The organism is Pseudomonas sp. MWU13-2517 (assembly GCF_023242545.1).
Lineage (GTDB): Bacteria > Pseudomonadota > Gammaproteobacteria > Pseudomonadales > Pseudomonadaceae > Aquipseudomonas.
The window spans coordinates 246,506-269,829 of the sequence record NZ_JALMFA010000009.1 but is presented as its reverse complement, the minus strand read 5'-3'; the positions used below and the strand labels follow the sequence as shown (position 1 = coordinate 269,829).

The window sequence follows — 23,324 nt, the reverse complement described above, 5'->3', positions numbered from 1 at the left end:
TTCTCAGCACTGATCAGTTGTACAGAAGGTTTGTGTCCCCTTCGTCTAGTGGCCTAGGACACCGCCCTTTCACGGCGGTAACAGGGGTTCGAGTCCCCTAGGGGACGCCACGATTACCCGCTCTGCGGGATTTTAAAGGGTCATTCAATTATTGAATGGCCCTTTTGTTTGTCTGGCGTTTAACCCTCTCTCTCCTTTTCACTCAATCTTCTCTTCTGACCAGCGGTCATGCCTGTCGCTTGCGCAATATTATTATGGTAATAATATTCAGCCCATGAGAGAGGGAGGCAACGATGAGCGATAAAAAGGCGCAAACCCGCGAACGCATTCTGCAAGCGGCCAGTGCTGCATTGATCCAGCGCGGCCCTGCCGAGCCCAGTGTGGGTGAAGTCATGGGCGCCGCCGGGCTTACGGTCGGCGGTTTCTATGCGCACTTTGAAAGCAAGGACGCGCTGATGCTGGAGGCATTCACCCAATTGTTGGCGAGGCGGCGTGCCTCGATTGACGATATGGATGCGCAGCTCACCGGTGAGGAGCGCAGAAGTCTGGTGGCAGCGTTTTACCTGTCGCGCAAACACCGTGACTCAACCGCCCAGGCCTGCCCGATACCGGCAACCGTCGGCGAGATGAGTCGCCTGCCGGATGAATTTCGCCACGCATTGAATGAGCATGTGGAACTGATGGCGGCGCAATTGGCCGCCAGTCCTGAAGACACCGACAAAGCCCTGGCTGACATGGCGTTGATGATCGGTGGCCTGGCCCTTGCGCGAGCCCTGGGCCCGTGCGAGCTGTCTGACCGAGTGTTACGCGCAGCCAAGTCGGCGGTGCGCTGAGAAGAGGAGTCGATCATGGGCGCACTGACATGGATTCGGGGTTTCAACGGCACCGTCGGCCGCCTGGCGCCGCACACGGTCGCAAGCAAGATGCGTCGTACCTTCATGACCCCTCGGGACCTGCCTCCGCGCGATTGGGAGCTGCCGCTATTGGCCCAATCAGAGCGCATCACTTTGCGTTTCGGTCTGTCCGCACTGCGATGGGGGCAAGGGCCTGCCGTATTGCTGATGCACGGCTGGGAAGGGCGCCCCACGCAGTTCGCCAGCTTGATCACGGTGTTGGTGCGCGAAGGTTATTCGGTCATCGCACTGGAGGGGCCTGCCCATGGTCGTTCGCCGGGGCGTGAAGCGCATGTGTTGCTGTTCGCCCGGGCCATGCTTGAAGCCGCTGCCGAATTGCCGCCGCTGCATGCGGTGATCGGCCATTCCATGGGCGGTGCCAGTGCCATGCTGGCCATTCAGTTGGGTTTGCGTACCGAGGCGTTGGTCAGTATCGCTGCGCCGTCGCGCTTCCTGGATGTGTTGCGCGGGTTCGCCGGGATGGTCGGTTTGCCGCCACGGGCACGCTCGGCCTTTATCCAGGAGGTCGAATGGGCCTTCGGCATGCCGCTCAAACACTTGGATGTCGCTCACTACCAAATGAATATCCCGGGCCTGATCGTGCATGCCGAAGACGATACGTTCGTGCCGGTCAAGGCTTCTCAAGCCATTCACGAGGCCTGGTTCGACAGCCGGCTGTTGCGTCTGGAGAGCGGTGGTCACCAGAAAGTACTGGCTGATCCCCGGGTGATCGACGGTGTGCTGAGCCTGCTGGCCGGCTGCCGTCTACAGGCGCGGCAAACCGCCTGATACACTGCCCCCGCCGACATTAATCGACTGGAGCAAGGCATGGGCTGGGATTTGGCAACGCCGTTTATCATCGATCTGCAGGTCGCCCCTGAGGACATTGATGGCCTGGGGCACGCCAACAATGCGGTGTATGTGTCCTGGCTGGAGCGTTGCGCCTGGCGCCATTCCCAGCGCTTGGGATTGGACCTCACCGAGTACCGCCGCCTGGATCGTGCCATGGCAGTGGTACGTCACGAGATCGATTACCTGGCGGCGGGCTATGAAGGTGACGAGCTTCAACTGGCCACCTGGATCGTCGATTGGGACCAGCGCCTGAAAATGACCCGTCGTTTCCAGCTGGTGCGCCCACGCGACGGCGTGACGCTGCTGCGTGCGCAAACCACCTTTGTCTGTATCGAGCTGTCCAGCGGCAAGCCCAAGCGCATGCCTGCCGAATTTCTTGAAGGTTACGGCCCCGCCCTGACAGGGGGTTAACGGTTGCCGTAGGAAACCCAGTAAACTGCGCCACGATTTTTGTTGAGTGTTTTCCATGCAAATTGCTTTGGCGCCCATGGAGGGGTTGGTCGACAACATCCTGCGGGACGTATTGACCCGCGTGGGCGGTATTGATTGGTGCGTGACCGAGTTCATCCGCGTTAACGACCGTCTGTTGACGCCTGCGTATTTTCATAAACTTGCCCCGGAACTGCTGCACGGCGCTCATACCGCAGCGGGCGTGCCATTGCGCGTGCAATTGCTCGGCTCCGACCCGGTCTGCCTGGCGGAAAACGCCGCCCTGGCCTGCGAACTGGGCTCCCAGGTGATCGACCTGAATTTCGGCTGCCCGGCCAAGACCGTCAACAAATCCCGAGGCGGCGCGGTGCTGCTCAAGGAGCCCGAGTTGCTCAACCAGATCGTCGAGCACGTACGCCGTGCGGTTCCGGCGCATATTCCAGTCACCGCCAAAATGCGCCTCGGGTTTGACAGCCCGGACGGTGCGCTGGTCTGCGCCACGGCTTTGGCCGAAGGTGGCGCGGCGCATATCGTGGTGCATGCGCGCACCAAGACCGACGGCTACAAGCCGCCTGCTCATTGGGAATGGATTCCGCGAGTGCAGGATGTGGTCAAGGTGCCGGTGTTCGCCAATGGCGATATCTGGAGCGTGGAAGACTGGCAGCGTTGCCGGGAAGTCAGCGGTGCCGAGGACATCATGCTTGGCCGCGGCCTGGTAGCGCGCCCGGACTTGGCACGACAGATCGCCGCCGCGCGAGCCGGTGAGGAAGTCGTGGAAATGACCTGGGCGCAGATGCAGCCCATGCTCCAGGACTTCTGGACCCAATCGGTGGCGCAACTGACCGAGCGCCAGGCTCCGGGCCGTTTGAAGCAATGGCTGGCAATGTTGACGCGTAATTATCCGGAAGCGGTGGAACTGTTCGCCGCGATGCGTCGCGAGACGCAGCTGGAGCAGGTCAGCCGGCTGTTGGGCATGCCCCATCCGGCGGTGGCCGCGTAACGTAGAGAGACTTCCCAGCAAGGGCGCCATTGGCGCCCTTTTCTTATTGTGAAACGTGACAGCCGGAACCGAACGGTGCGTTATCCCACGAACGTCAGGGCATATATCAGGAATCTGGCCCATGATTGCTTCGAGCTTAAAATCCACCATCTCTACAGCCCATGCTCAACTGATGGCCTCCACTCAGCCGGTTTCGGGGAGTAAGCAGCCTCTCGTGAATCCCTTCAAGGTCGCCGAGCGGCGGTTTGGTGAGCACTTCGACGGCAGCACCCATGCCGCCGTGATCAAGCTGATGATGGCAACCTTGGGCCCCACGCCCGCCGATATGTTCAATCAGGTGAAGCCTTCAGGTAACGGATACGACGTCACGATGAAGGATGAATTCAAAGTCCATGTGACGCAGGATGAACTGAGGCAAACCGCTCAGGCATCCAGGTTCTACGGTGATGACTATGTGGCGGTCAGGGCGGCCAACTTTGCATTGGCCGTCTTTGTGAAGCGCAAGCAACAGGTTGGCGATTACGCTGGTTTTGAGGCTGCGCTGGCCAAGACGCTCCAGGGTGAAACCACCCTGCGGTGCCTGCAGGGCATGGGGGTGTATGGCCTCTCCCAGCATGTACCGCCGAGCGAAATGATGGGCGAGGGTGTGGTGGCTGTGATGGGCACCCGCCAGTTTGGCAGTGCACTGGTGGTGGGTGGGGTGGGGAGCGACAACGGTCGTGCGTGCCAGGTGGATGGCCGTTATGGTTACAGGTTGTTCGCCGACAAGCCTCGCTCGGGCACCGCAGCGCACAACGTATTGGCGGGTCAAAAGCCGGCGGACATCTGGAGCGGCTTTTATCAGGGGCAGCCGGGTAATTGCGTGACGGTGTCGGCGATCAAGGCGGCAATGATGAGGTTCGGGCAAAGGCCTCAAGATATTTTTCGGCAGGTCACTGCAACCCCCGGTGGGTATGAGGTGGTCATGCGGGATGGCTTAAGCCTGTCGCTGACCCATGAAGAGTTGAACCAGGCCAGGGCCGCCTCCGGGTTGGCCGGCAGTGACCAGCGGCTGCTCGGCGACGCCAACTTCCTGTACGCCGTGAGTGCCAAGCGGGCCCATCTGAAGAACAGCGACTTTCGCGCCGGCCAGAGCTATCAATCGGCCTTGAAGGCGCTCAATGATGGCGAGTTTCCAGGGCAGGCCCTGCGGCGACTGGGGCTATTTGGTTATATACGGGAAAGTGACGTGAATGAATTGGCCAAAGGTGCCATCGGCACGCTGGCGAACAGTAGCCATTCGGTCGCCGTCATTGAGGGGATGCTCGACTTTTATGGGCAAAAACATGAGCTGGCGTCTTCCGGGTGGATGAACACGGGGTTCCGTGCGTTGAAGCTGGTTTGAGGCCGTCCTTACAAACCCGAACTGAAATGCCGAAAGGAAAAGATTCTGCCCAGTGGGCTCACTCCAATAGCCGCCGGAACCCCTCGATCGGCAACGGCCGGCTATGCAAATACCCTTGGAACAAGTGACACCCGAGCATTTGCAGGAATGCCAACTGTTCCGGGGTTTCCACGCCTTCGGCAATCACCGTCAGGTTCAGGCTGCGCGCCATGGCCACAATGGCACGGATGATTTCCGCATCGTTAGGGTCATGGTTGGCCTCACGCACAAAGGACTGATCGATCTTCAGCGTATCCACCGGCAGGCGTTTGAGGTAAGTCAGCGATGAATAGCCGGTGCCGAAGTCGTCCATCGCGAAGCTCACCCCGAGTTTTTTCAGGCGACGCATTTTGGCCACGGTGTCATCCAGATTCTGGATCACGATGCCTTCAGTGATTTCCAGCTTCAGCAGGCTATAGGGCAGTTGGTGGTGCTTGAGACTGCGCTCAACCTGCTCGACGAAGTCGTTCTGGCGAAACTGTCGGGGACTGATATTGACGCACAGGCTGAAATTCAGCGGATCTATCAGGCGCTCGGCGATCAATTGCGCAAAGGCGCCGCACGCCTCATCGAGAATCCAGGTGCCGACCTCCAGGATCAGGCCGCTGTCTTCCAGTACCTTGATAAATTCGCTGGGTGACTGCGCGCCCAGTTGCGGATGCTGCCAGCGTACCAGGGCTTCGGCACCGACGATCACATTGCCACGCGCATCCACCTGGGGTTGGTAATGCATGCTGAACTCGCCGCGTGACAGGGCCAGGCGCAGGTCGGTCTCCATGCGCTGCCGTTCACTGGCGGTTTTTTGCATGCTGTTATGGAACATCTGGGTGGTATTGCGGCCCGAGTCCTTGGCCCGGTACAGGGCAATATCGGCGCGTTTGAGCAGGTCTGCCGGTGTGGAGCCGTGATCGGGAATCAGCGCTACACCGATGCTCGGCGTGACCTGCAAGCGCTGACCATCGAGGAACATCGGTTCCGAAAGTAATTCGCGCAGGGTATCGGCCAGCTCCTGCACCTGGGCACTGACCTCCATTCGTGTGCCGTCCAGGCCGCTGAGCAGCACGACAAACTCATCACCGCCCAGGCGTGCCACCGTATCCTCCATGCGCACGCTGGCCTCCAGGCGCGCCGTGACGATTTTCAACACCGTGTCGCCCACCGGGTGGCCGAGGGAATCGTTGATGTGCTTGAAGTGGTCAAGGTCCAGGAACAGCAAGGCACCGCGCAGGTTATGACGCTTGAGCAGGGCGATCTGCTGGCTCAGGCGGTCCATCAGCAGCGCGCGGTTGGGCAGGTTGGTCAGCGGGTCGTGATAGGCCAGGTGACGAATCTGTGCCTGGGCATTTTTCAGCAAACTCACGTCCCGGGCCGTCAGCAACAGGCACGGGGTTTCATTCAGGGTGATGGGTTCGACCGAGACTTCCACTGCAAGCAAATCGCCATGCTTGTTGTGCCAGAGCATTTCCAAATGATGAATGCGGCCCTTGATCTGCAGTTCGGCCAGCAGCGCGGTGCGCTGGTTTTCGTCGGCCCAGATGCCGATCTGGTACAGCGTCAGGCCGATGGCTTCTTCGGCGCGGTAGCCGGTCAGGCGGCAGAAACCGTCGTTGACTTCAACGTAGCGGCCAGTATCGCGCTCGGTGATGGAAATGGCGTCAGGACTGGAATGAAAGGCTTTGGCGAACTTCTCTTCACTGGCCTTGAGGGCGGCTTCCGAGCGTTGCTGTTGGGTGATATCGCGCAAGGTGGTGACGATGCAGGGCTGGTCGCCGACTTTGATCAGCCGGCTGGAAATCATGCAGGTCAGGCTTTGGCCATCCTTGTGATGCACCACAATGGCCACATTGCTTAATGACTGCTCGCGGATCACTTGCTCGATGCGTTGCAGGCGCTTGCTGGAGTCATCCCACAGGCCGATCTGTTCGGCGCTTTTGTCGATCACCTCGGCGGCGGTCCAGCCAAAGGTCAGGGTGAAGGCCGGGTTGATTTCGATAAAGGCGCCGCTGTCCAGGTAAGTCACGCAGATCGGGTCGGGGCTGGCCTGGAACAGGCTGGCGAACTTTTCTTCGGACGCTATCAGGCGTTGTTCGCGTTCGACCTGATCGGTGATGTCGAGCAAGGTGCCGGCCATGCGCAGGGGCTTGCCGGCTTCGTCCCGATAGAGGCGGGCACGGCTTTCCAGGTAGCGCTGGCTGCCGTCTTCCATCACGACGCGGTAGGTCAGTTGATAGTTGCCGTCCGGACCTTCACGCAAGGTGCGGTAGGCGTTGCGCATGCCCTCGCGTTCTTCATCGGACATCCCTTCAAAGAAAGCGTCGAAAGACTCGTGGAAAGGCGCGGGCGGCAGGCCGTGCAGTTGGGCGGCGCGAGCCGAGCCGTAGAGCATGCCGCTGGGGATGTGCCAATCCCAGGTGCCCAGTTGCGCCGAATCCAGCGCCAGGTCGAGGCGTTCCTGGCTATCCTTGAGGGCTTGCTCGGCATTTTTGCGTTCGGTGGTGTCGAGGAAGGTACTGATCAGGTACGCGCCGTCCTCCAGCTCGACCTTTTGCGCGCTGAGGGTGCCGTCATGGATCTGGCCATTGCTGGCGCAGAACTGCACCTCCATGGTGATCGGTTCGCCTTTGCGCTGGGTGGCCTTGACCAGCAGCGCACGTTGCTCGGGGTCACGCCACAGGCCCAGTTCCAGGGTGGTGCGGCCGATGGCATCGGCCACCGGCCAGCCGAACAGCATTTCGAAATACTGGTTGGCCTCGCTGATCATCCCGTCGGCCTGGCGTGTCAGCAGGACCATGTTGGGGCACAGGTGAAACAGCGTGGCGAAACGCTTTTCGGAATGGCTCAGGGCGGTTTCCCGCTCACGTTGCTGGGTGATCTCGCGGATCACCCCGATCATTCGGCGTCGGCCGGCCTTGTCCGAGACCAGGCTGCCACTGATTTCCAGCCAGTGCAGGCTGCCGTCCGGCCACTGGATGCGGTGATGCATGGCCTGTTCGAACGGCTCGCCCGCCAGCACGGCGTGAAAAGCCCGCACCACGCGGGCGCGATCGGACGGTGCGAGCAGGTCGAGGTAATCCAGGTCTTGGGGCAGCGGTTGTCTGGGGTCAAAGCCGAACAGCGCCTGGGTACCCCGCGACCAACTGATCCGGCCGGTGTCGATTTCCCAGCACCATGCACCCAGCCGCGCAGCATTGAGTGCCGCCAGTAGCTGGGGCGCGCTGTCCCAGCTTTGTTCGGCGTCCTTGGGATCCAGGGCGTAGATACGGGGCAGAGGTGGTACGGAGTCGACGGGGTTGGGCATTATCAAAGGGCCTTGGCTCAATGGGCGTTCGGCGCGGTTTTCTTCAGGCCTTGAGGCCGCACAGTTTCATGCCGGTGTCCCTGGCAGATCGACCTGTGCATCCAATAGGCTCATGAAAGCCCGCGCAGCGTTCGATAGCGTCCTTTCGGTATGCACGATATAGCCTAGCTGGCGACAGAGCTGTATGCCCGGTAAAGCGATACGTGCCACCTGGTCATCCAGCATAGTACGTGGCAGTACGCTCCAGGCCAGGCCGATGGAGACCATCATCTTGATAGTTTCCAGGTAGTTAGTGCTCATCGCGATGTTCGGCGTCAGGCCCTGGGCTTCGAACAGTCGGCTGACGATATGGTGGGTAAAGGTATTGCCGCCTGGAAACACCGCCGGGTGCCGGGCGATATCGGCCAGGCTGACGCCGCCATTACTGATGAGGCTGTGCTCCGGCGCCACTACGAAATCCAGCGGGTCATCCCACACCGGCGTGGCCTTCACCACGTGGTGCGGATCGGGCGCCAGGGTGATCACCGCCACTTCGGCACGGCCATGGAGGATTTCTTCGTAGGCCACTTCTGAATCGAGAAACTGGATATCCAGCGCCACATTCGGGTACTCCCGCGTGAAGGTGCGCAGGATCGGTGGCAAGCGGTGCAGGCCAATATGATGGCTGGTGGCCAGGGTCAGCCGGCCGCTCACTTCGCCGGTCAGGTTGGTGAGGGCGCGGCGTGTATCGTCCAGCACGTTGAGAATCTGATAAGCGCGCGGCAGCAAGGCCCGGCCGGCCTCGGTCAAACCCACCTCGCGGCCCAGGCGATCGAACAGGCGCACCTTCAATTGTTGCTCCAGCCCGGCAATACGTTTGCTGATGGCCGGCTGCGTCAGGTGCAGGCGTTCGCCGGCCCCGGAGAAACTGCCGGTCTCGGCGATGGCAATAAAGGCATTGAGGTTGGCCAGGTCCATTCTTGTATTCCAGTTGGTAATCCAAAGCATAAAAAATATGAATTTGAGTTATTTAATGTAGCGCCATACCATCAGCCTCACAAGCCAAAGGGTTATTGAATGTCTCAAGACCCGGGGCATAGAAAGACCGCTGATGAGGACCGACTGATGGCCGGCAAAACGCTTTACGACAAGCTTTGGGATTCCCATGAAGTGAAACGGCGCGACGATGGCTCGTCGCTGATCTATATCGACCGTCACATCATCCATGAAGTGACCTCGCCTCAAGCGTTCGAAGGCCTGCGGCTGGCCGGCCGCAAGCCGTGGCGCGTCGATTCCATCATCGCTACCCCGGATCACAACGTGCCGACCACCCCTGAGCGCAAAGGCGGTATCGACGCTATTGCCGACCAGGTGTCGCGTCTGCAGGTACAGACCCTCGATGACTATTGCGACGAATATGGCATCACCGAGTTCAAGATGAATGACGTGCGTCAAGGCATCGTGCATGTGATCGGCCCGGAGCAGGGTGCCACCTTGCCCGGCATGACCGTGGTCTGCGGTGACTCCCACACGTCAACCCATGGCGCGTTCGGCGCTTTGGCCCATGGCATCGGCACTTCCGAGGTGGAACATGTGTTCGCCACCCAGTGCCTGGTCGCCAAGAAGATGAAGAACATGTTGGTGCGGGTCGAAGGCAAGCTGCCGTTTGGCGTGACCGCCAAGGACATCGTGCTTGCCGTGATCGGCAAGATCGGCACCGCCGGCGGTAACGGCCATGCCATCGAGTTCGCCGGCAGCGCCATTCGTGATCTGTCCATCGAAGGCCGCATGACCATCTGCAACATGTCCATCGAAGCCGGTGCCCGCGTGGGCATGGTGGCGGCGGACGAAAAAACCATTGAATACGTGAAGGGCCGTCCATTCGCCCCGCAGGGCGCCGATTGGGATGCTGCTGTGCAAGCCTGGAAAGATCTGGTCTCCGACGCCGACGCGGTGTTCGACACTGTGGTTGAACTCGACGCTGCCCAGATCAAGCCGCAAGTCAGCTGGGGCACTTCGCCTGAGATGGTCCTCGCGGTCGACCAGAACGTGCCGGACCCGGCCCAGGAAGCTGACCTGGTCAAGCGCGGCTCCATCGAACGAGCGTTGAAGTACATGGGCTTGAAGGCCAACCAGGCAATCACCGATATCCAGTTGGACCGTGTGTTCATCGGTTCCTGCACCAATTCGCGGATCGAAGACCTGCGCGCTGCTGCCGTGATCGCCAAGGGCCGCAAAGTGGCCTCGACCATCAAGCAGGCGATCGTGGTGCCGGGCTCGGGCCTGGTCAAGGCGCAAGCCGAGGCGGAAGGCCTGGACAAGATTTTCCTCGAGGCCGGTTTTGAATGGCGCGAGCCGGGCTGCTCCATGTGCCTGGCGATGAACCCGGACCGTTTGGAGTCGGGCGAGCATTGCGCGTCGACCTCCAACCGTAACTTCGAAGGGCGTCAGGGCGCCGGCGGGCGTACCCACCTGGTCAGCCCGGCGATGGCCGCTGCGGCTGCCGTCAACGGTCGTTTCATCGACGTTCGCGAATTGATCTGAGGAATACCCGATGCGTGCTTTTACACAACACACAGGTTTAGTCGCGCCGTTGGACCGTGCCAACGTGGACACCGACCAGATCATCCCCAAGCAGTTTTTGAAGTCGATCAAGCGTACCGGCTTCGGGCCCAACCTGTTCGACGAGTGGCGCTACCTGGACGTGGGCTACGCCTACCAGGACAACTCCAAGCGCCCGCTGAACAAGGACTTCGTGCTCAACGCCGAGCGTTACCAAGGTGCCAGCGTGCTGTTGGCCCGGGAAAACTTCGGGTGTGGCTCCAGCCGTGAACACGCGCCGTGGGCCCTGGAAGAATATGGCTTTCGCAGCATTATCGCGCCGAGTTACGCCGATATCTTCTTCAACAACAGCTTCAAGAATGGCCTGTTGCCGATCATCTTGAGCGATGCCGAAGTGGATGAGCTGTTCAAGCAAGTGGAGGCCGAGGTGGGCTACCAACTGACCGTCGACCTGGCCGCGCAAACGGTGACCCGTCCGGATGGCAAGGTGTACCACTTCGAAGTCGATGCCTTCCGCAAACACTGCCTGCTTAACGGTCTGGATGACATCGGCCTGACTTTGCAGGATGGCGACGCAATTGCGGCGTTTGAGGCCAGGCACCGGGCGAGCCAACCATGGTTGTTTCGCGACGCCTGATTTGATGTAAGCCGGTCTGGCCGCTTCGCGAACAAGCCCGCTCCCACATTCAACCGAGTTTCTTCAGTTGAAAGGCAATCAAATGTGGGAGCGGGCTTGCTCGCGAAGGCGGCAGTACCCACAACGCAAGTCCCAAGGAAACCACCATGACCAGCACCGCCCACACCCAAGTCGTGCAGAAACAATTCGGCGAGCAAGCCTCCGCCTACTTGAGCAGTGCCGTACACGCCCAAGGTACCGAATTTGCGCTGCTGCAGGCCGAACTGGCCGGGCAGGGCGGCGCGCGACTGCTGGATCTGGGGTGTGGCGCCGGTCATGTCAGCTTCCATGTGGCGCCGTTGGTCAAGGAAGTGGTGGCCTACGACTTGTCCCAACAGATGCTCGATGTGGTCGCCGCTGCCGCGGTAGACCGTGGCCTGGACAACATCCGCACCGTGCATGGCGCCGCCGAGCGCCTGCCGTTTGCCGATGGCGAGTTCGACTTCGTGTTCAGTCGCTACTCGGCCCACCACTGGAGCGACCTGGGCCTGGCCCTGCGTGAAGTGCGCCGGGTGCTCAAGCCGGGCGGCGTGGCGGCGTTTGTCGACGTCTTGTCACCGGGCAGCCCGCTGTTGGACACTTACCTGCAAACCGTCGAGGTACTGCGCGACACCAGTCACGTGCGCGATTACTCCGCCGCCGAGTGGATGCGCCAGCTCAGCGAAGCTGGCCTGCATGTACGCAACAGCAGTCGCCAGCGCCTGCGGCTGGAATACACCTCCTGGGTCGAGCGCATGCGCACGCCTCAGGCCTTGCGTACCGCGATCCTTGAGCTGCAACAGGCGATGGGCCAGGAAGTGCGCGATTACTACGAAATTCAAGCCGACGGCACCTTCAGCACCGATGTGCTGGTGGTGTGGGCCGAGCGCTGATCAATTTTCCCCGACCTGCCCATGGGCGGGTCGCTTGATGAAATGAGGAACCCATGAGCAAGCAGATTCTGATTCTCCCTGGCGACGGTATTGGTCCGGAAATCATGGCCGAAGCGGTCAAGGTTCTGGAATTGGCCAACACCAAGTACAGCCTGGGCTTCGAATTGAGCCACGACGTGATTGGCGGTGCCGCCATCGACAAGCACGGCGTGCCGCTGGCCGACGAGACCCTGGACCGTGCTCGTGCTGCCGACGCGGTGTTGCTCGGCGCCGTAGGTGGCCCGAAGTGGGACAAGATCGAGCGTGACATCCGCCCGGAGCGCGGCCTGCTGAAAATCCGCGCGCAACTGGGCCTGTTCGGCAACCTGCGCCCGGCGATCCTCTACCCGCAACTGGCCGATGCGTCGAGCCTGAAGCCGGAAGTGGTATCGGGCCTGGATATCCTGATCGTGCGTGAGCTGACCGGCGGTATCTACTTTGGCTCGCCACGTGGCGTGCGCGAACTGGAGAATGGTGAGCGCCAGGCTTACGACACGCTGCCCTACAGCGAGAGTGAAATCCGCCGTATCGCCCGCGTCGGCTTCGACATGGCCCGCGTGCGTGGCAAGAAGGTGTGCTCGGTGGACAAGGCCAACGTATTGGCGTCCAGCCAGCTGTGGCGTGAAATCGTCGAAGAAGTGGCCAAGGACTACCCGGATGTCGAACTGAGCCACATGTACGTCGACAACGCCGCCATGCAACTGGTACGCGCACCGAAGCAGTTTGACGTGATCGTCACCGACAACCTGTTCGGCGACATCCTGTCCGACCAGGCGTCGATGCTCACCGGCTCCATCGGCATGCTGCCGTCGGCGTCCCTGGACACCCACAACAAGGGTATGTACGAGCCGTGCCACGGTTCGGCACCGGATATCGCGGGCCAGGGCATTGCCAACCCGCTGGCGACCATTTTGTCGGTGTCGATGATGCTGCGTTACAGCTTCAACCTTGCCGATGCGGCAGACGCCATCGAGAAAGCCGTGAGCCTGGTGCTGGACCAGGGGCTGCGTACCGGCGACATCTGGTCGCAGGGTTGCACCAGGGTCGGGACGCAAGAAATGGGCGACGCAGTAGTCGCCGCGCTGCGGAATCTGTAATCTCTCGGGCCCACTTGCAGTTGTTGCTGCAAGGCGGCCCACTTTTTAACAAGGTGCAGTTGCGATGAAACGTGTAGGTCTGATCGGTTGGCGCGGTATGGTCGGTTCCGTGCTCATGCAGCGGATGCTGGAAGAGCAGGATTTCGATCTTATTGAACCGGTGTTTTTCACCACTTCGAACGTGGGTGGCCAAGGGCCGTCAGTGGGCAAGGATATTGCTCCGCTCAAGGACGCCTACAGCATTGAAGAGCTGAAAACCCTCGACGTGATTTTGACCTGCCAAGGTGGCGACTACACCAGCGAAGTCTTCCCCAAGCTGCGCGAGGCCGGCTGGCAGGGTTACTGGATCGACGCCGCGTCGAGCCTGCGTATGCAGGACGATGCCGTGATCATCCTTGACCCGGTGAACCGCAAGGTCATCGATCAGCAACTGGATGCCGGCACCAAGAACTACGTGGGCGGCAATTGCACCGTCAGCCTGATGCTGATGGGCCTGGGTGGCTTGTTCGAAGCGGGCCTGGTCGAGTGGATGAGCGCCATGACCTATCAGGCGGCGTCCGGTGCCGGCGCGCAGAACATGCGTGAGCTGATCAAGCAGATGGGTGCGACCCATGCTGCTGTCGCCGATCAACTGGCAGACCCTGCCAGTGCGATTCTCGACATTGACCGTCGCGTGGCCGAAGCCATGCGCAGCGATGCGTACCCGACCGAGAATTTCGGCGTACCGTTGGCCGGCAGCCTGATCCCGTGGATCGACAAGGAATTGCCGAACGGCCAGAGCCGCGAAGAGTGGAAGGCGCAGGCCGAAACCAACAAGATCCTGGGCCGTTTCAAGAGCCCGATCCCGGTGGACGGTATCTGCGTGCGCATTGGCGCCATGCGTTGCCACAGCCAGGCGCTGACCATCAAGCTGAACAAAGATGTGCCGATCGCGGATATCGAAGCGTTGATCAGCCAGCACAACCCGTGGGTCAAGCTGGTGCCGAACAATCGCGATATCAGCATGCAGGAGCTGAGCCCGACCAAGGTCACCGGCACCCTGAATGTACCGGTGGGCCGTCTGCGCAAGCTGAACATGGGCAGCCAGTTCCTCGGTGCCTTCACCGTTGGCGACCAGCTGTTGTGGGGCGCGGCCGAACCGCTGCGTCGCATGCTGCGGATCTTGCTGGAACGTTGATCGTTCATGGCTGTACGAAAAGCCCGCGACTGGTGACAGGCGCGGGTTTTTTATTGCCCTTAAGGGCCTCTTCGCGAGCAAGCCCGCGTCCCTGTTCGACTGAGTTGCTTCAGTTGAAATGCGATCAAGTGTGGGAACGGGCCTGCTCGCGGAGGAGCATTCGCCACACCGCAACCCTCAGGTCAATTGCCTCACCCCCGGTCACCCGGTAAAGTGCCGCTCCCCCTGCAATGCCCGAGGCAAGCCCCCATGACCCAGACCTTTGAAATTGCCGTGATCGGCGCTACCGGCACCGTGGGTGAGACCCTGGTGCAGATTCTCGAAGAGCTGGATTTTCCGGTGGGCACCCTGTATCTGCTGGCGGGCAGCAACTCCGCCGGCGCCTCGGTGCCGTTTCGCGGCAAGAATGTGCGGGTCAAGGAGGTCGATGAGTTCGACTTCAGTAAGGCTCAGCTGGCGTTCTTTGCGGCAGGTCCGGCGGTAACCCTGAGTTTCGCTCCGCGCGCCACGGCAGCCGGTTGCTCGGTGATCGACCTGTCGGGTGCCTTGCCGAGCGATCAGGCGCCTCAGGTTGTGCCGGAAGCCAATGCCCATGTCCTCGAGGGTTTGAAAAAGCCCTTCCAGCTCGGCAGCCCAAGCCCCTCAGCTACCAACCTGGCCGTGGTGCTCGCGCCATTGCGCGGTGTGCTGGATATTCAGCGCGTCAGCGTTACCGCCAGCCTGGCGGTGTCTGCGCAGGGCCGCGAGGCCGTCAGCGAGCTGGCCCGGCAAACCGCTGAGCTTTTGAATGTGCGACCGCTGGAACCGCAGTTTTTTGATCGGCAAATGGCCTTCAACCTGTTGGCGCAAGTCGGCACCCCGGATAGCCAAGGTCATACCGCTCTGGAAAAACGTCTCGTACACGAGCTGCGAGCGTTACTGGAAACACCTTTACTGAAGATTTCCGCGACCTGCGTTCAAGCCCCGGTGTTTTTTGGCGATAGCCTGACTGTGTCGTTGCAGTTGGGTGCGCCGGTCGACCTTGGCGCCGTCAATCGTGCACTGGACGCAGCGCCTGGAATCGAGCTTGTGGAGGAGGGTGACTACCCAACGGCTGTGGGCGATGCAGTCGGCCAGGATGTGGTGTACGTAGGACGGGTTCGCGCAGGCGTGGACGACCCTGCGGAACTAAATCTGTGGCTGACGTCAGATAACGTACGCAAGGGCTCGGCCCTCAACGCCGTACAGCTGGCGCAGTTGTTGATAAAAGGCCTTGTGTAAAAGATACTTGGCGGCAATTTGTAGATTGATTCTAACTAAGCGCTATGCTTGGCCCGAAGCGCAATAGAAGTGCGTCGGTGACCTATCGGCTCGCCATGCCTTATGGCAGCGGTTACCAACCTTCTCGCAGGCCGGGGAGTGTTCAAACAAAGGATGAGGCTATGGTTCAAGTTCGCAAACTGGTGTTAGCTATAGCGGCCGCCTCGGCGCTGTCCTCCGGTATGGCGCAGGCGCTCCAGCTTGGGGAAATGACCCTCAAGTCGAAGCTGAACCAGCCGCTGTCGGTGGAAATCGAATTGCTCGATGTCGGTGGCCTCACCGCTTCCGAGATCACGCCGAGCCTGGCTTCGTCCCAGGCGTTTGTGGATGCGGGCGTGGACCGCCAGGCGTTTCTCGATGACCTGACGTTCACTCCGGTGGTCAACCCTAATGGCCGCAGCGTCGTGCGCGTCACGTCCAACAAGCCGCTGCCGGATTCCTACATCCGTTTCCTGTTGCAGGTGCAATGGCCCAATGGCCGCCTGATGCGCGACTACAGCGTGTTGCTTGATCCGGCCAAGTTCGATCAGCCAGCCCCTGTCGCCGGTGCACCCGCCCCGCGCTTGAGCGCACCGGCAGGCGCGGCACCCGCTGCCAGCAAGCCTGCCCAGCACACGACCACACCCCGCGATACTTTGTGGGAAATTGCCGAGAAGAATCGCAACGGCGCGTCGATCCAGCAAACGATGCTAGCGATCCAGGCGCTCAACCCCGACGCTTTTATCGATGGCAATATCAACCGTCTGAAAACCGGCCAGGTCCTGCGCCTGCCGGACCGCGTGCAAGCGACCAGCCTGCCGCAGCCCCAAGCAATCGCTGAAGTGAGCGCGCAAAACACCGCCTGGCGGCAGGGGCGCCGTACCGCGTCCCGTCAAGCGACAGGCAAGCCTCAACTGGACGCCACCAAGCGCACCCAGGCGGGCAATGCGCCGTCGAGCACCACTGGCAAGGACAACCTGAGCCTGGTCTCGGCCGAGTCCGCGAAAAAAGGTGCCAAGGGTAATGCGGGTGACAACCGTGGCTTGAGCGACAAGCTGGCGATGACCCAGGAACAGCTGGACACGACCCGTCGCGACAATGCTGAGCTGAAAAGCCGTGCGGCGGACCTGCAAAGCCAGTTGGACAAATTGCAAAAGCTGATTCAGCTGAAAAACGATCAGTTGGCACGGTTGCAGGCCGAAAAAGCCGACCCGGCCGCGCCTGTGACGGCAGCGATTCCTGCTCAGTTGCCAGGTGAGCCCGCCGCTGCCACCGCTGCCGCCGCTGCACCTACGGAGCCTGTGGCGTCCGTGGCCCCGGCGCCGGAGGCGACCAAAGCTGAAGCGAACAAGCCTGGCGCGGCGCCGGCCAGCACCGAAGGGCCGTTCAACGAACTGCTGACCAATCCGATTGTGCTCGGTGTGGTGGGCGGGGCGGCAGGTTTGGTGGTGTTGCTGCTTCTGTTGCTGTGGGCGCGCCATCGCAATGCCCGACGCGAGGAAGAAAAACACCTGCGCATGGCGCGGGCGTTGGCTGAAGAGCCGGTGTTCGCGCCGGATATGGACCATGACCTGCCTCCCGACAGCTTTGAAGGTCTCGAAGTGCCGCCGCCGAGCGTCAAGCTGACGGCGGCTCCAGCCCCTGCACCGGTGGTTGAGCCCGTTGTGGCACCCACAGTGGCTTCCGTGCTGGCCCCGTTAGCCGTGGCCGTGGCCCCGGCTAACTCCAGTGACGCGTTGGCCCAGGCCCAATCCCATATTGATCGTGGCCACTTGAACCAGGCCGCGGACATCCTGGAGCAGGCGATCAAATATGAGCCCAAGCGCAGCGACCTGCGTTTGAAGCTGATGGAGGTCTACGGCCTGCAAAGCGACAAGGACGGCTTCGTCACTCAAGAGCGTCAATTGGTGGCCAATGGTGAAAACCATGCCCAGGTTGAGCAGCTCAAGAGCCGTTTCCCGGCCATGGCCGTATTGGCGGCGGGTGTCAGCGCTGCCGTCGCGGCGGCGGCGCTGGATGCCCAGTACGTCAAGGATCTGCTGGAGGACAAGCCTGCCCCGTCAACTCCCGAGCCAGAGCCGTTCGACACGGATTTTGACTTGAGCCTGGACGATCTGGAAGCGGCATCGCCGGCCGAGATCAAGGCTGATCAGCAGACATTCGAGGCGCTTCTGCAGCAGCAGACTGAAGCCAAGAACGGCGCAGACGATCTGTCGGACTTCGACCTGGATCTGCAGCTTGATCCGCCATCCTCGCAGTCCGATGACGATTTCCTCTCGGGGCTTGAGGACTCGATGAAGGACGTGTCGGCGGTTGAGCCTCCGACTCTGACGCCTGCCGCACTGGACGATTTCGACCTGCCGGCAGACTTCGACCTGTCCCTGGGGGACGAACCTGTTGCCTCGCCGGCGGCCAAACCCGATGCTTTTGCAGCAGAACTGGGCGACGTAAACGCCGAACTCGATCGTCTGTCCCAGAGTCTGGAACATCCGCCTATCGAGCCTACCTTCACGGCGCAAGATGCTGCATTGGGCGGTGACGAACCTGAGTTCGACTTCCTTTCCGGTACGAATGAGGTCGCGACCAAGCTGGACTTGGCCCAGGCTTATATCGACATGGGGGATGCGGACGGCGCACGGGACATTCTGTCCGAAGTGCTGACCGAAGGTGATGAAGCCCAGCGCGGTGAAGCCAAAGAGATGCTCGGGCGACTGGCTTAATCCAATCGTTTGCTTTGGGTGATGAGGGCGCACGTTCCCTCATCACAAAAAAAGCGCCTGGCGCGGACCTGCTTCCTTATAATGGCAGCCTTTGCGCAACTCATCGGGCTCTCAGTTCTTGGCAAATATAGATAACGCGGCCGCCGAAATGGCGGCCGCAGGCTTTCATCGCATCGCCTTGGGCGTGGAATACAAAGGTTCGCGTTATCGCGGCTGGCAGCGCCAGGCCTCCGGTGTGCTGACCGTGCAGGAAACGTTGGAAAACGCGTTGTCGAAGGTCGCTGACTCACCTGTGTCGCTGATGTGCGCCGGGCGTACCGATGCCGGTGTACACGCCTGCGGCCAGGTGGTGCACTTCGACACCCAGGCCGAGCGCTCGATGAAGGCATGGGTGATGGGGGCCAATATCAATTTGCCCCATGACATCAGTGTCAGTTGGGCCAAGGTCATGCCTGCGCACTTCCATGCGCGCTTCAAGGCCATTGCCCGGCGCTACCGTTATGTGATCTACAACGATCAGATCCGCCCGGCGCACCTCAACGAAGAAATCACCTGGAACCACCGCCCGCTGGATACCGAGCGTATGGCCGAGGCCGCGCAACATCTGGTGGGTGTGCATGATTTCAGTGCGTTCAGGGCCGGGCAGTGTCAGGCCAAGTCGCCGATCAAGGAGGTCCATCACCTGCGGGTGACGCGTCACGGCAAGATGATCGTGCTGGATATCCGCGCCGGCGCTTTTTTGCACCACATGGTGCGCAATATTGCCGGCGTGCTGATGACCATCGGCGCCGGTGAGCGCCCGGTGGAGTGGGCCAGGGAAGTGTTGGAAAGCCGCATCCGTCGCACCGGGGGGGTAACGGCGCATCCGTTCGGACTGTACCTGGTGGGTGTGGAGTACCGCGACGAGTTCGAACTGCCGGAGCGGTTCATCGGGCCGCACTTCCTCACGGGCTTCAGCGAACTTGGCGGCTGACGCCCGGAAAAGCTTTTGTTAACATCCGGGACTTTCTCGGTCCAACCCTGAGGTTTCCACGACATGTCAGCCGTTCGCAGCAAGATTTGCGGGATTACCCGCATAGAAGACGCGCTGGCGGCAGTCGAGGCGGGGGCCGACGCCATTGGTTTCGTGTTCTACGCCAGAAGCCCAAGGGCGGTGAATGTGCTGCAGGCGCGGGCGATCATCGCTGCGCTGCCGCCGTTCGTGACCACGGTGGGGTTGTTCGTCAACGCCAGCCGTTGCGAACTCAACGAAACCCTGGATGCCGTGCCGCTGGACATGCTGCAGTTTCACGGTGACGAAAGTCCGGATGAATGCGAAAGCTACCAGCGTCCTTATATCAAGGCGCTGCGCGTCAAGGCCGGGGATGATATCGCCGCCGCGTGTGCTGCCTATACCGGTGCCCGCGGGATTCTCCTGGACACCTATGTTGAGGGCGTGCCCGGGGGGACTGGTGAAGCGTTCGACTGGTCGCTGATTCCTGAAGGGTTGAGCAAGCCGATTATCCTGGCCGGGGGGCTTAATCCCGGGAATGTCGGGGCAGCAATCGCCCAGGTTCGGCCGTATGCCGTGGATGTCAGTGGCGGTGTGGAGCAGGGCAGGGGCATCAAGGATCACAGCAAGATTCGCGCATTCATGCAGGCCGTGCGCAACAGCAGTGGCGGGATGTGACGGCTGGCAGTCTGCCGCCGTCCATAACTACCACTGTGTAAAACAGCCCGGCGCCGCCTGTGGGTGGCCCGGAAATGAAGTGGCAACCCTGCACTGGCAGGTTGTCTGGAAGGCTGAGGATACAGGCGGGAAATGGCAGGTCGAACGTCTGACCCCGTCCAGTCTGTGTCATCGCCACATATGAATTTAGCTCAAGGGCATACGCGGGGCTGTGTTCAAGCCACCGGTACTGGAGAAAGAAAGCATGAGCAACTGGTTAGTAGACAAACTGATCCCTTCGATCATGCGTTCCGAGGTGAAGAAAAGCTCGGTTCCTGAAGGTCTGTGGCACAAGTGCCCGTCCTGCGACGCGGTGCTGTACCGTCCCGAGCTGGAAAAGACCCTGGACGTTTGCCCCAAGTGCAACCACCACATGCGTATTGGCGCGCGCGCGCGCATCGATATCTTCCTGGACGCCGATGGTCGTGCCGAACTGGGTGCGGACCTGGAGCCGGTTGACCGTCTCAAGTTCCGCGACGGCAAGAAGTACAAAGACCGCCTGACCGCTGCACAGAAGCAGACCGGTGAGAAAGACGCCTTGGTTTCCGTCAGCGGCAAGCTGCTGGGCATGCCGGTGGTCGTTTCGGCCTTCGAATTCTCCTTCATGGGCGGCTCCATGGGCGCCATCGTTGGCGAGCGCTTTGTTCGCGCAGCCAACTATGCCCTGGAAAATCGTTGCCCGATGATCTGCTTCGCCGCCTCCGGCGGTGCGCGCATGCAGGAAGCCCTGATTTCCCTGATGCAAATGGCCAAGACCTCTGCGGTATTGGCGCGTCTGCGTGAAGAAGGTATCCCGTTCATCTCCGTACTGACCGACCCGGTCTACGGCGGTGTGTCCGCCAGCCTGGCGATGCTGGGTGACGTGATCGTCGGCGAACCCAAGGCCCTGATCGGGTTTGCCGGCCCGCGTGTAATCGAGCAGACCGTGCGTGAAAAACTGCCGGAAGGCTTCCAGCGCAGTGAGTTCCTGCTGGAGCACGGTGCGATCGACCTGATCATCCCGCGCGCTGAGCTGCGTCCGCGCCTGGGCAACCTGCTGGCACAAATGATGGGCCTGCCGACGCCTGTGTACGTCGCGCCTAAAGTCGAACCTGTCGTTGTTCCGCCGGTGCCAGCAAACCTATGACCCAGCGTACCCTTGGCGAATGGCTCGCCTACCTTGAGCAGTTGCATCCGTCAGCCATCGACATGGGCCTGGAGCGCTCGCAGCAGGTAGCGGCCCGCCTTGGGTTGGGACGGCCGGCACCGCGTGTCATCACGGTGACCGGCACCAACGGCAAAGGCTCTACCTGTGCCTTTGTCGCGGCGTTGCTTCAGGCCCAAGGGCTGAAGGTCGGCGTGTACAGCTCGCCGCACTTGCTGCGTTACAACGAGCGGGTGCAGATCAATGGTGTCGAAGCCACCGACGAGCAACTCTGTGAAGCCTTCACCGCACTGGATGCGGGGCGCGGCGAGATTTCCCTGACGTATTTCGAGATGGGCACCCTGGCGGCGTTCTGGCTGTTCGAGCGTGCGCAGTTGGATGTGGTTGTTCTGGAGGTTGGCCTGGGTGGGCGTCTGGACACGGTCAACGTGGTGGATGCCGACCTGGCGCTGGTGACCAGTATTGGCGTGGATCACGCCGATTACCTGGGCAATACCCGTGAGTCCGTGGCCTTTGAGAAGGCCGGGATCTTCCGTCAGGGCAGGCCTGCACTGTGCGGTGATCTGGACCCGCCACACACCTTGCTGGACAAAGTGCGCGAGCTGGATTGCCCGTTTTTCCTGCGTGGGCGCGAATTCAACCTTGAGATAGGCGCCGGGCATTGGCACTGGCGCGGGCGTGATGCCCGGGGGCAGAGTGTTGAGCTGCGCGATCTGCCGATGCTGAACCTGCCGATGGAAAACGCCGCACTCGCGCTGCAGGCCTATCTGTTGCTGGATCTGCCATGGGATGCCGGGCAGATCGCCGAGACGTTGCTGGCGACCCGTGTGGTCGGGCGTCTGGACCGTCGTACGTTCAACTGGGAAGGTAAGCGCCTGAACCTGCTGCTGGATGTGGGGCATAACCCGCATGCGGCTGAATACCTGGCGCGGCGCCTGTCGCTTAGCCCGCCGGCCGGTCGCCGCCTGGCGGTGTTCGGTTTGTTGGCCGATAAGGACCTGGACGGTGTGGTTGCGCCATTGTCGAGCAGTGTCCAGGCTTGGGCGGTAGCGCCGCTGGATACCCCGCGCAGTCGTCCGGCAGCCGAGCTGGAAGTGGCGTTGCAGAACCTTGGCGCGCCTGTGGCGTCGTATGCAAGCGTCACCGCCGCGCTCGAAGCGCAATGTGCGGTGGCTACGGCCGAGGACGAGATTCTGTTGTTCGGATCATTTTATTGTGTTGCCGAGGCGCTCGAGTGGTTGTCCCGGCGCTCCACGGAGGAAGCTGCAGATGGCATTACTGGATAGCGCATACAAGCAGCGAATGGTTGGAGCCCTGGTATTGGTGGCGTTGGCGGTGATTTTTCTGCCGATGCTGTTTTCCCGTCAGGACGAACAACGCCAGGTGGTTGTCGAGGCACCTGCTGCGCCTCAGGCTCCGGTGATGCCGCAGGTTCAGGTCGAGCCGGTGGTGGTGCCTGAGCCGCAGGCGTTGCCTGAAGAAGAACCGGTGCCGAGCGATGCTGAAGTGGCGGCGCAACAGGCTCCGACGATGCCGGTGCAGCCGAGCGTGCCAGTGGTCAAGCCGGCACCGGCAGCGCCAGTCGCCGCCGCCAAGCCAGCCGTGCCCGCGCCTGCGCCAAAGCCGGTCGCACCGCAGCCTGCTGCGCCTGGCAAGCCGGATGTGGGCCAGAGCCGCATCGATCCGAATGGCTTGCCGGTGAGTTGGTCGATTCAAGTGGCCAGCCTGGGCAACCGTGAAGGCGCCGATGCCTTGCAGAAGAAGCTGCGCAGCCAGGGGTATAACGCGTATATCCGTAGTGCCGACGGTAAGAATCGCGTGTTTATCGGGCCGCTGATCGAGCGTGCCGAGGCGGATCGTCTACGCGATATGCTGGATCGCCAGCAAAACCTCAAGGGTTTCGTCACGCGTTTCCAGCCTGAGCGCGGCTGAACAACGGCCGACGCCGCTTGGCAATGCGGTTCAAATGTGGGGGCGGGCTTGCTCGCGAATGCGGTAGATCAGTTGACTTAGTTGTTGCTGACCTACGCGTTCGCGAGCAAGTCCGCCCCCACTTTTCGTTTTGTGGTGGGGTTGAGATCGGAATTTCTCGCCCCCAACTACTGATTTGCAAGGCACTGACAATCACCGCTTACCGATAGCCCGGCGCTCTGCTAAAATGCGCCGCCTTATCCGTA

The 23,324-nt window shown here is 61.2% G+C and carries 19 protein-coding genes and 1 tRNA gene; 18 read left to right on the top strand and 2 right to left on the bottom strand.

The genetic code is table 11. The features are described 5' to 3' along the window. The first annotated feature begins 34 nt into the window (after positions 1-34). The 6 genes from M5B97_RS15585 (at position 35) to M5B97_RS15560 (ending at position 4,558) form a co-directional block, all read left to right on the top strand. Positions 35-110: transfer RNA gene (locus M5B97_RS15585), tRNA-Glu, on the top strand. Between the two features lie 183 nt (positions 111-293). Further along, a complete protein-coding gene (locus tag M5B97_RS15580; RefSeq protein WP_123717670.1) occupies positions 294-833 on the top strand; it encodes a TetR/AcrR family transcriptional regulator in 540 nt (179 codons plus the stop codon). Positions 834-848: 15 nt separating this feature from the next. Next, complete coding sequence (locus M5B97_RS15575) at positions 849-1,682, top strand: alpha/beta hydrolase (protein ID WP_248731957.1); 834 nt, start codon at positions 849-851, stop codon at positions 1,680-1,682. A gap of 39 nt (positions 1,683-1,721) precedes the next feature. Further along, complete coding sequence (locus M5B97_RS15570; protein ID WP_248731956.1) at positions 1,722-2,156, top strand: thioesterase family protein; 435 nt, start codon at positions 1,722-1,724, stop codon at positions 2,154-2,156. A 55-nt stretch (positions 2,157-2,211) separates the two neighbouring features. Further along, complete coding sequence (locus M5B97_RS15565) at positions 2,212-3,174, top strand: tRNA-dihydrouridine synthase family protein (RefSeq protein WP_123717673.1); 963 nt, start codon at positions 2,212-2,214, stop codon at positions 3,172-3,174. A gap of 121 nt (positions 3,175-3,295) precedes the next feature. Next, a complete protein-coding gene (locus M5B97_RS15560; protein ID WP_248731955.1) occupies positions 3,296-4,558 on the top strand; it encodes a hypothetical protein in 1,263 nt (420 codons plus the stop codon). A gap of 58 nt (positions 4,559-4,616) precedes the next feature. Here the strand turns inward: M5B97_RS15560 and M5B97_RS15555 are convergent, their stop codons facing one another. Further along, entirely contained in the window at positions 4,617-7,895 is a 3,279-nt protein-coding gene (locus tag M5B97_RS15555; protein WP_248731954.1) for an EAL domain-containing protein, read from the bottom strand. A gap of 66 nt (positions 7,896-7,961) precedes the next feature. Then, on the bottom strand, positions 7,962-8,852 hold the full coding sequence (locus M5B97_RS15550; RefSeq protein WP_123717676.1) for a LysR family transcriptional regulator: 891 nt from the start codon (positions 8,850-8,852) through the stop codon (positions 7,962-7,964). Between the two features lie 147 nt (positions 8,853-8,999). Here M5B97_RS15550 and leuC point away from each other — a divergent pair, with 147 nt between their 5' ends. The 12 genes from leuC (at position 9,000) to M5B97_RS15490 (ending at position 23,079) form a co-directional block, all read left to right on the top strand. Beyond that, the gene (gene leuC, locus M5B97_RS15545) at positions 9,000-10,418 is read left to right on the top strand and encodes a 3-isopropylmalate dehydratase large subunit (RefSeq protein ID WP_123717677.1); all 1,419 of its coding nucleotides are present in this window, start codon (positions 9,000-9,002) and stop codon (positions 10,416-10,418) included. A gap of 10 nt (positions 10,419-10,428) precedes the next feature. Then, positions 10,429-11,073 (top strand): 3-isopropylmalate dehydratase small subunit, encoded by a 645-nt coding sequence (leuD, locus tag M5B97_RS15540; RefSeq protein WP_123717678.1) that lies wholly within the window; start codon positions 10,429-10,431, stop codon positions 11,071-11,073. Between the two features lie 146 nt (positions 11,074-11,219). Continuing rightward, the gene (locus M5B97_RS15535) at positions 11,220-11,984 is read left to right on the top strand and encodes a class I SAM-dependent methyltransferase (RefSeq protein ID WP_123717679.1); all 765 of its coding nucleotides are present in this window, start codon (positions 11,220-11,222) and stop codon (positions 11,982-11,984) included. A 53-nt stretch (positions 11,985-12,037) separates the two neighbouring features. Continuing rightward, a complete protein-coding gene (leuB, locus tag M5B97_RS15530; protein WP_248731953.1) occupies positions 12,038-13,120 on the top strand; it encodes a 3-isopropylmalate dehydrogenase in 1,083 nt (360 codons plus the stop codon). Between the two features lie 64 nt (positions 13,121-13,184). Beyond that, positions 13,185-14,297 (top strand): aspartate-semialdehyde dehydrogenase, encoded by a 1,113-nt coding sequence (gene asd, locus M5B97_RS15525; RefSeq protein ID WP_025856452.1) that lies wholly within the window; start codon positions 13,185-13,187, stop codon positions 14,295-14,297. 249 nt (positions 14,298-14,546) lie between these two features. Next, complete coding sequence (locus M5B97_RS15520) at positions 14,547-15,557, top strand: aspartate-semialdehyde dehydrogenase (RefSeq protein WP_248731952.1); 1,011 nt, start codon at positions 14,547-14,549, stop codon at positions 15,555-15,557. Positions 15,558-15,718: 161 nt separating this feature from the next. After that, positions 15,719-18,295 carry a FimV/HubP family polar landmark protein gene (locus M5B97_RS15515; protein WP_248731951.1) on the top strand — a complete coding sequence of 859 codons (2,577 nt, stop codon included), beginning with the start codon at positions 15,719-15,721 and terminating at the stop codon, positions 18,293-18,295. Positions 18,296-18,443: 148 nt separating this feature from the next. Beyond that, positions 18,444-19,268: a tRNA pseudouridine(38-40) synthase TruA gene (truA, locus tag M5B97_RS15510; protein WP_123716857.1), complete on the top strand. Its 825-nt coding sequence runs from the start codon at positions 18,444-18,446 to the stop codon at positions 19,266-19,268. Between the two features lie 63 nt (positions 19,269-19,331). Further along, positions 19,332-19,964: a phosphoribosylanthranilate isomerase gene (locus M5B97_RS15505; protein WP_134656760.1), complete on the top strand. Its 633-nt coding sequence runs from the start codon at positions 19,332-19,334 to the stop codon at positions 19,962-19,964. A 244-nt stretch (positions 19,965-20,208) separates the two neighbouring features. After that, positions 20,209-21,129 carry an acetyl-CoA carboxylase, carboxyltransferase subunit beta gene (gene accD / locus M5B97_RS15500; RefSeq protein ID WP_123716859.1) on the top strand — a complete coding sequence of 307 codons (921 nt, stop codon included), beginning with the start codon at positions 20,209-20,211 and terminating at the stop codon, positions 21,127-21,129. Then, the gene (folC, locus tag M5B97_RS15495) at positions 21,126-22,433 is read left to right on the top strand and encodes a bifunctional tetrahydrofolate synthase/dihydrofolate synthase (RefSeq protein WP_248731950.1); all 1,308 of its coding nucleotides are present in this window, start codon (positions 21,126-21,128) and stop codon (positions 22,431-22,433) included. Before accD ends, folC begins: the two co-directional genes overlap by 4 nt. Beyond that, positions 22,417-23,079, top strand: coding sequence for an SPOR domain-containing protein (locus M5B97_RS15490; protein WP_248731949.1), 663 nt, complete (start codon positions 22,417-22,419; stop codon positions 23,077-23,079). Before folC ends, M5B97_RS15490 begins: the two co-directional genes overlap by 17 nt. The last annotated feature ends 245 nt before the right edge of the window (positions 23,080-23,324 follow it).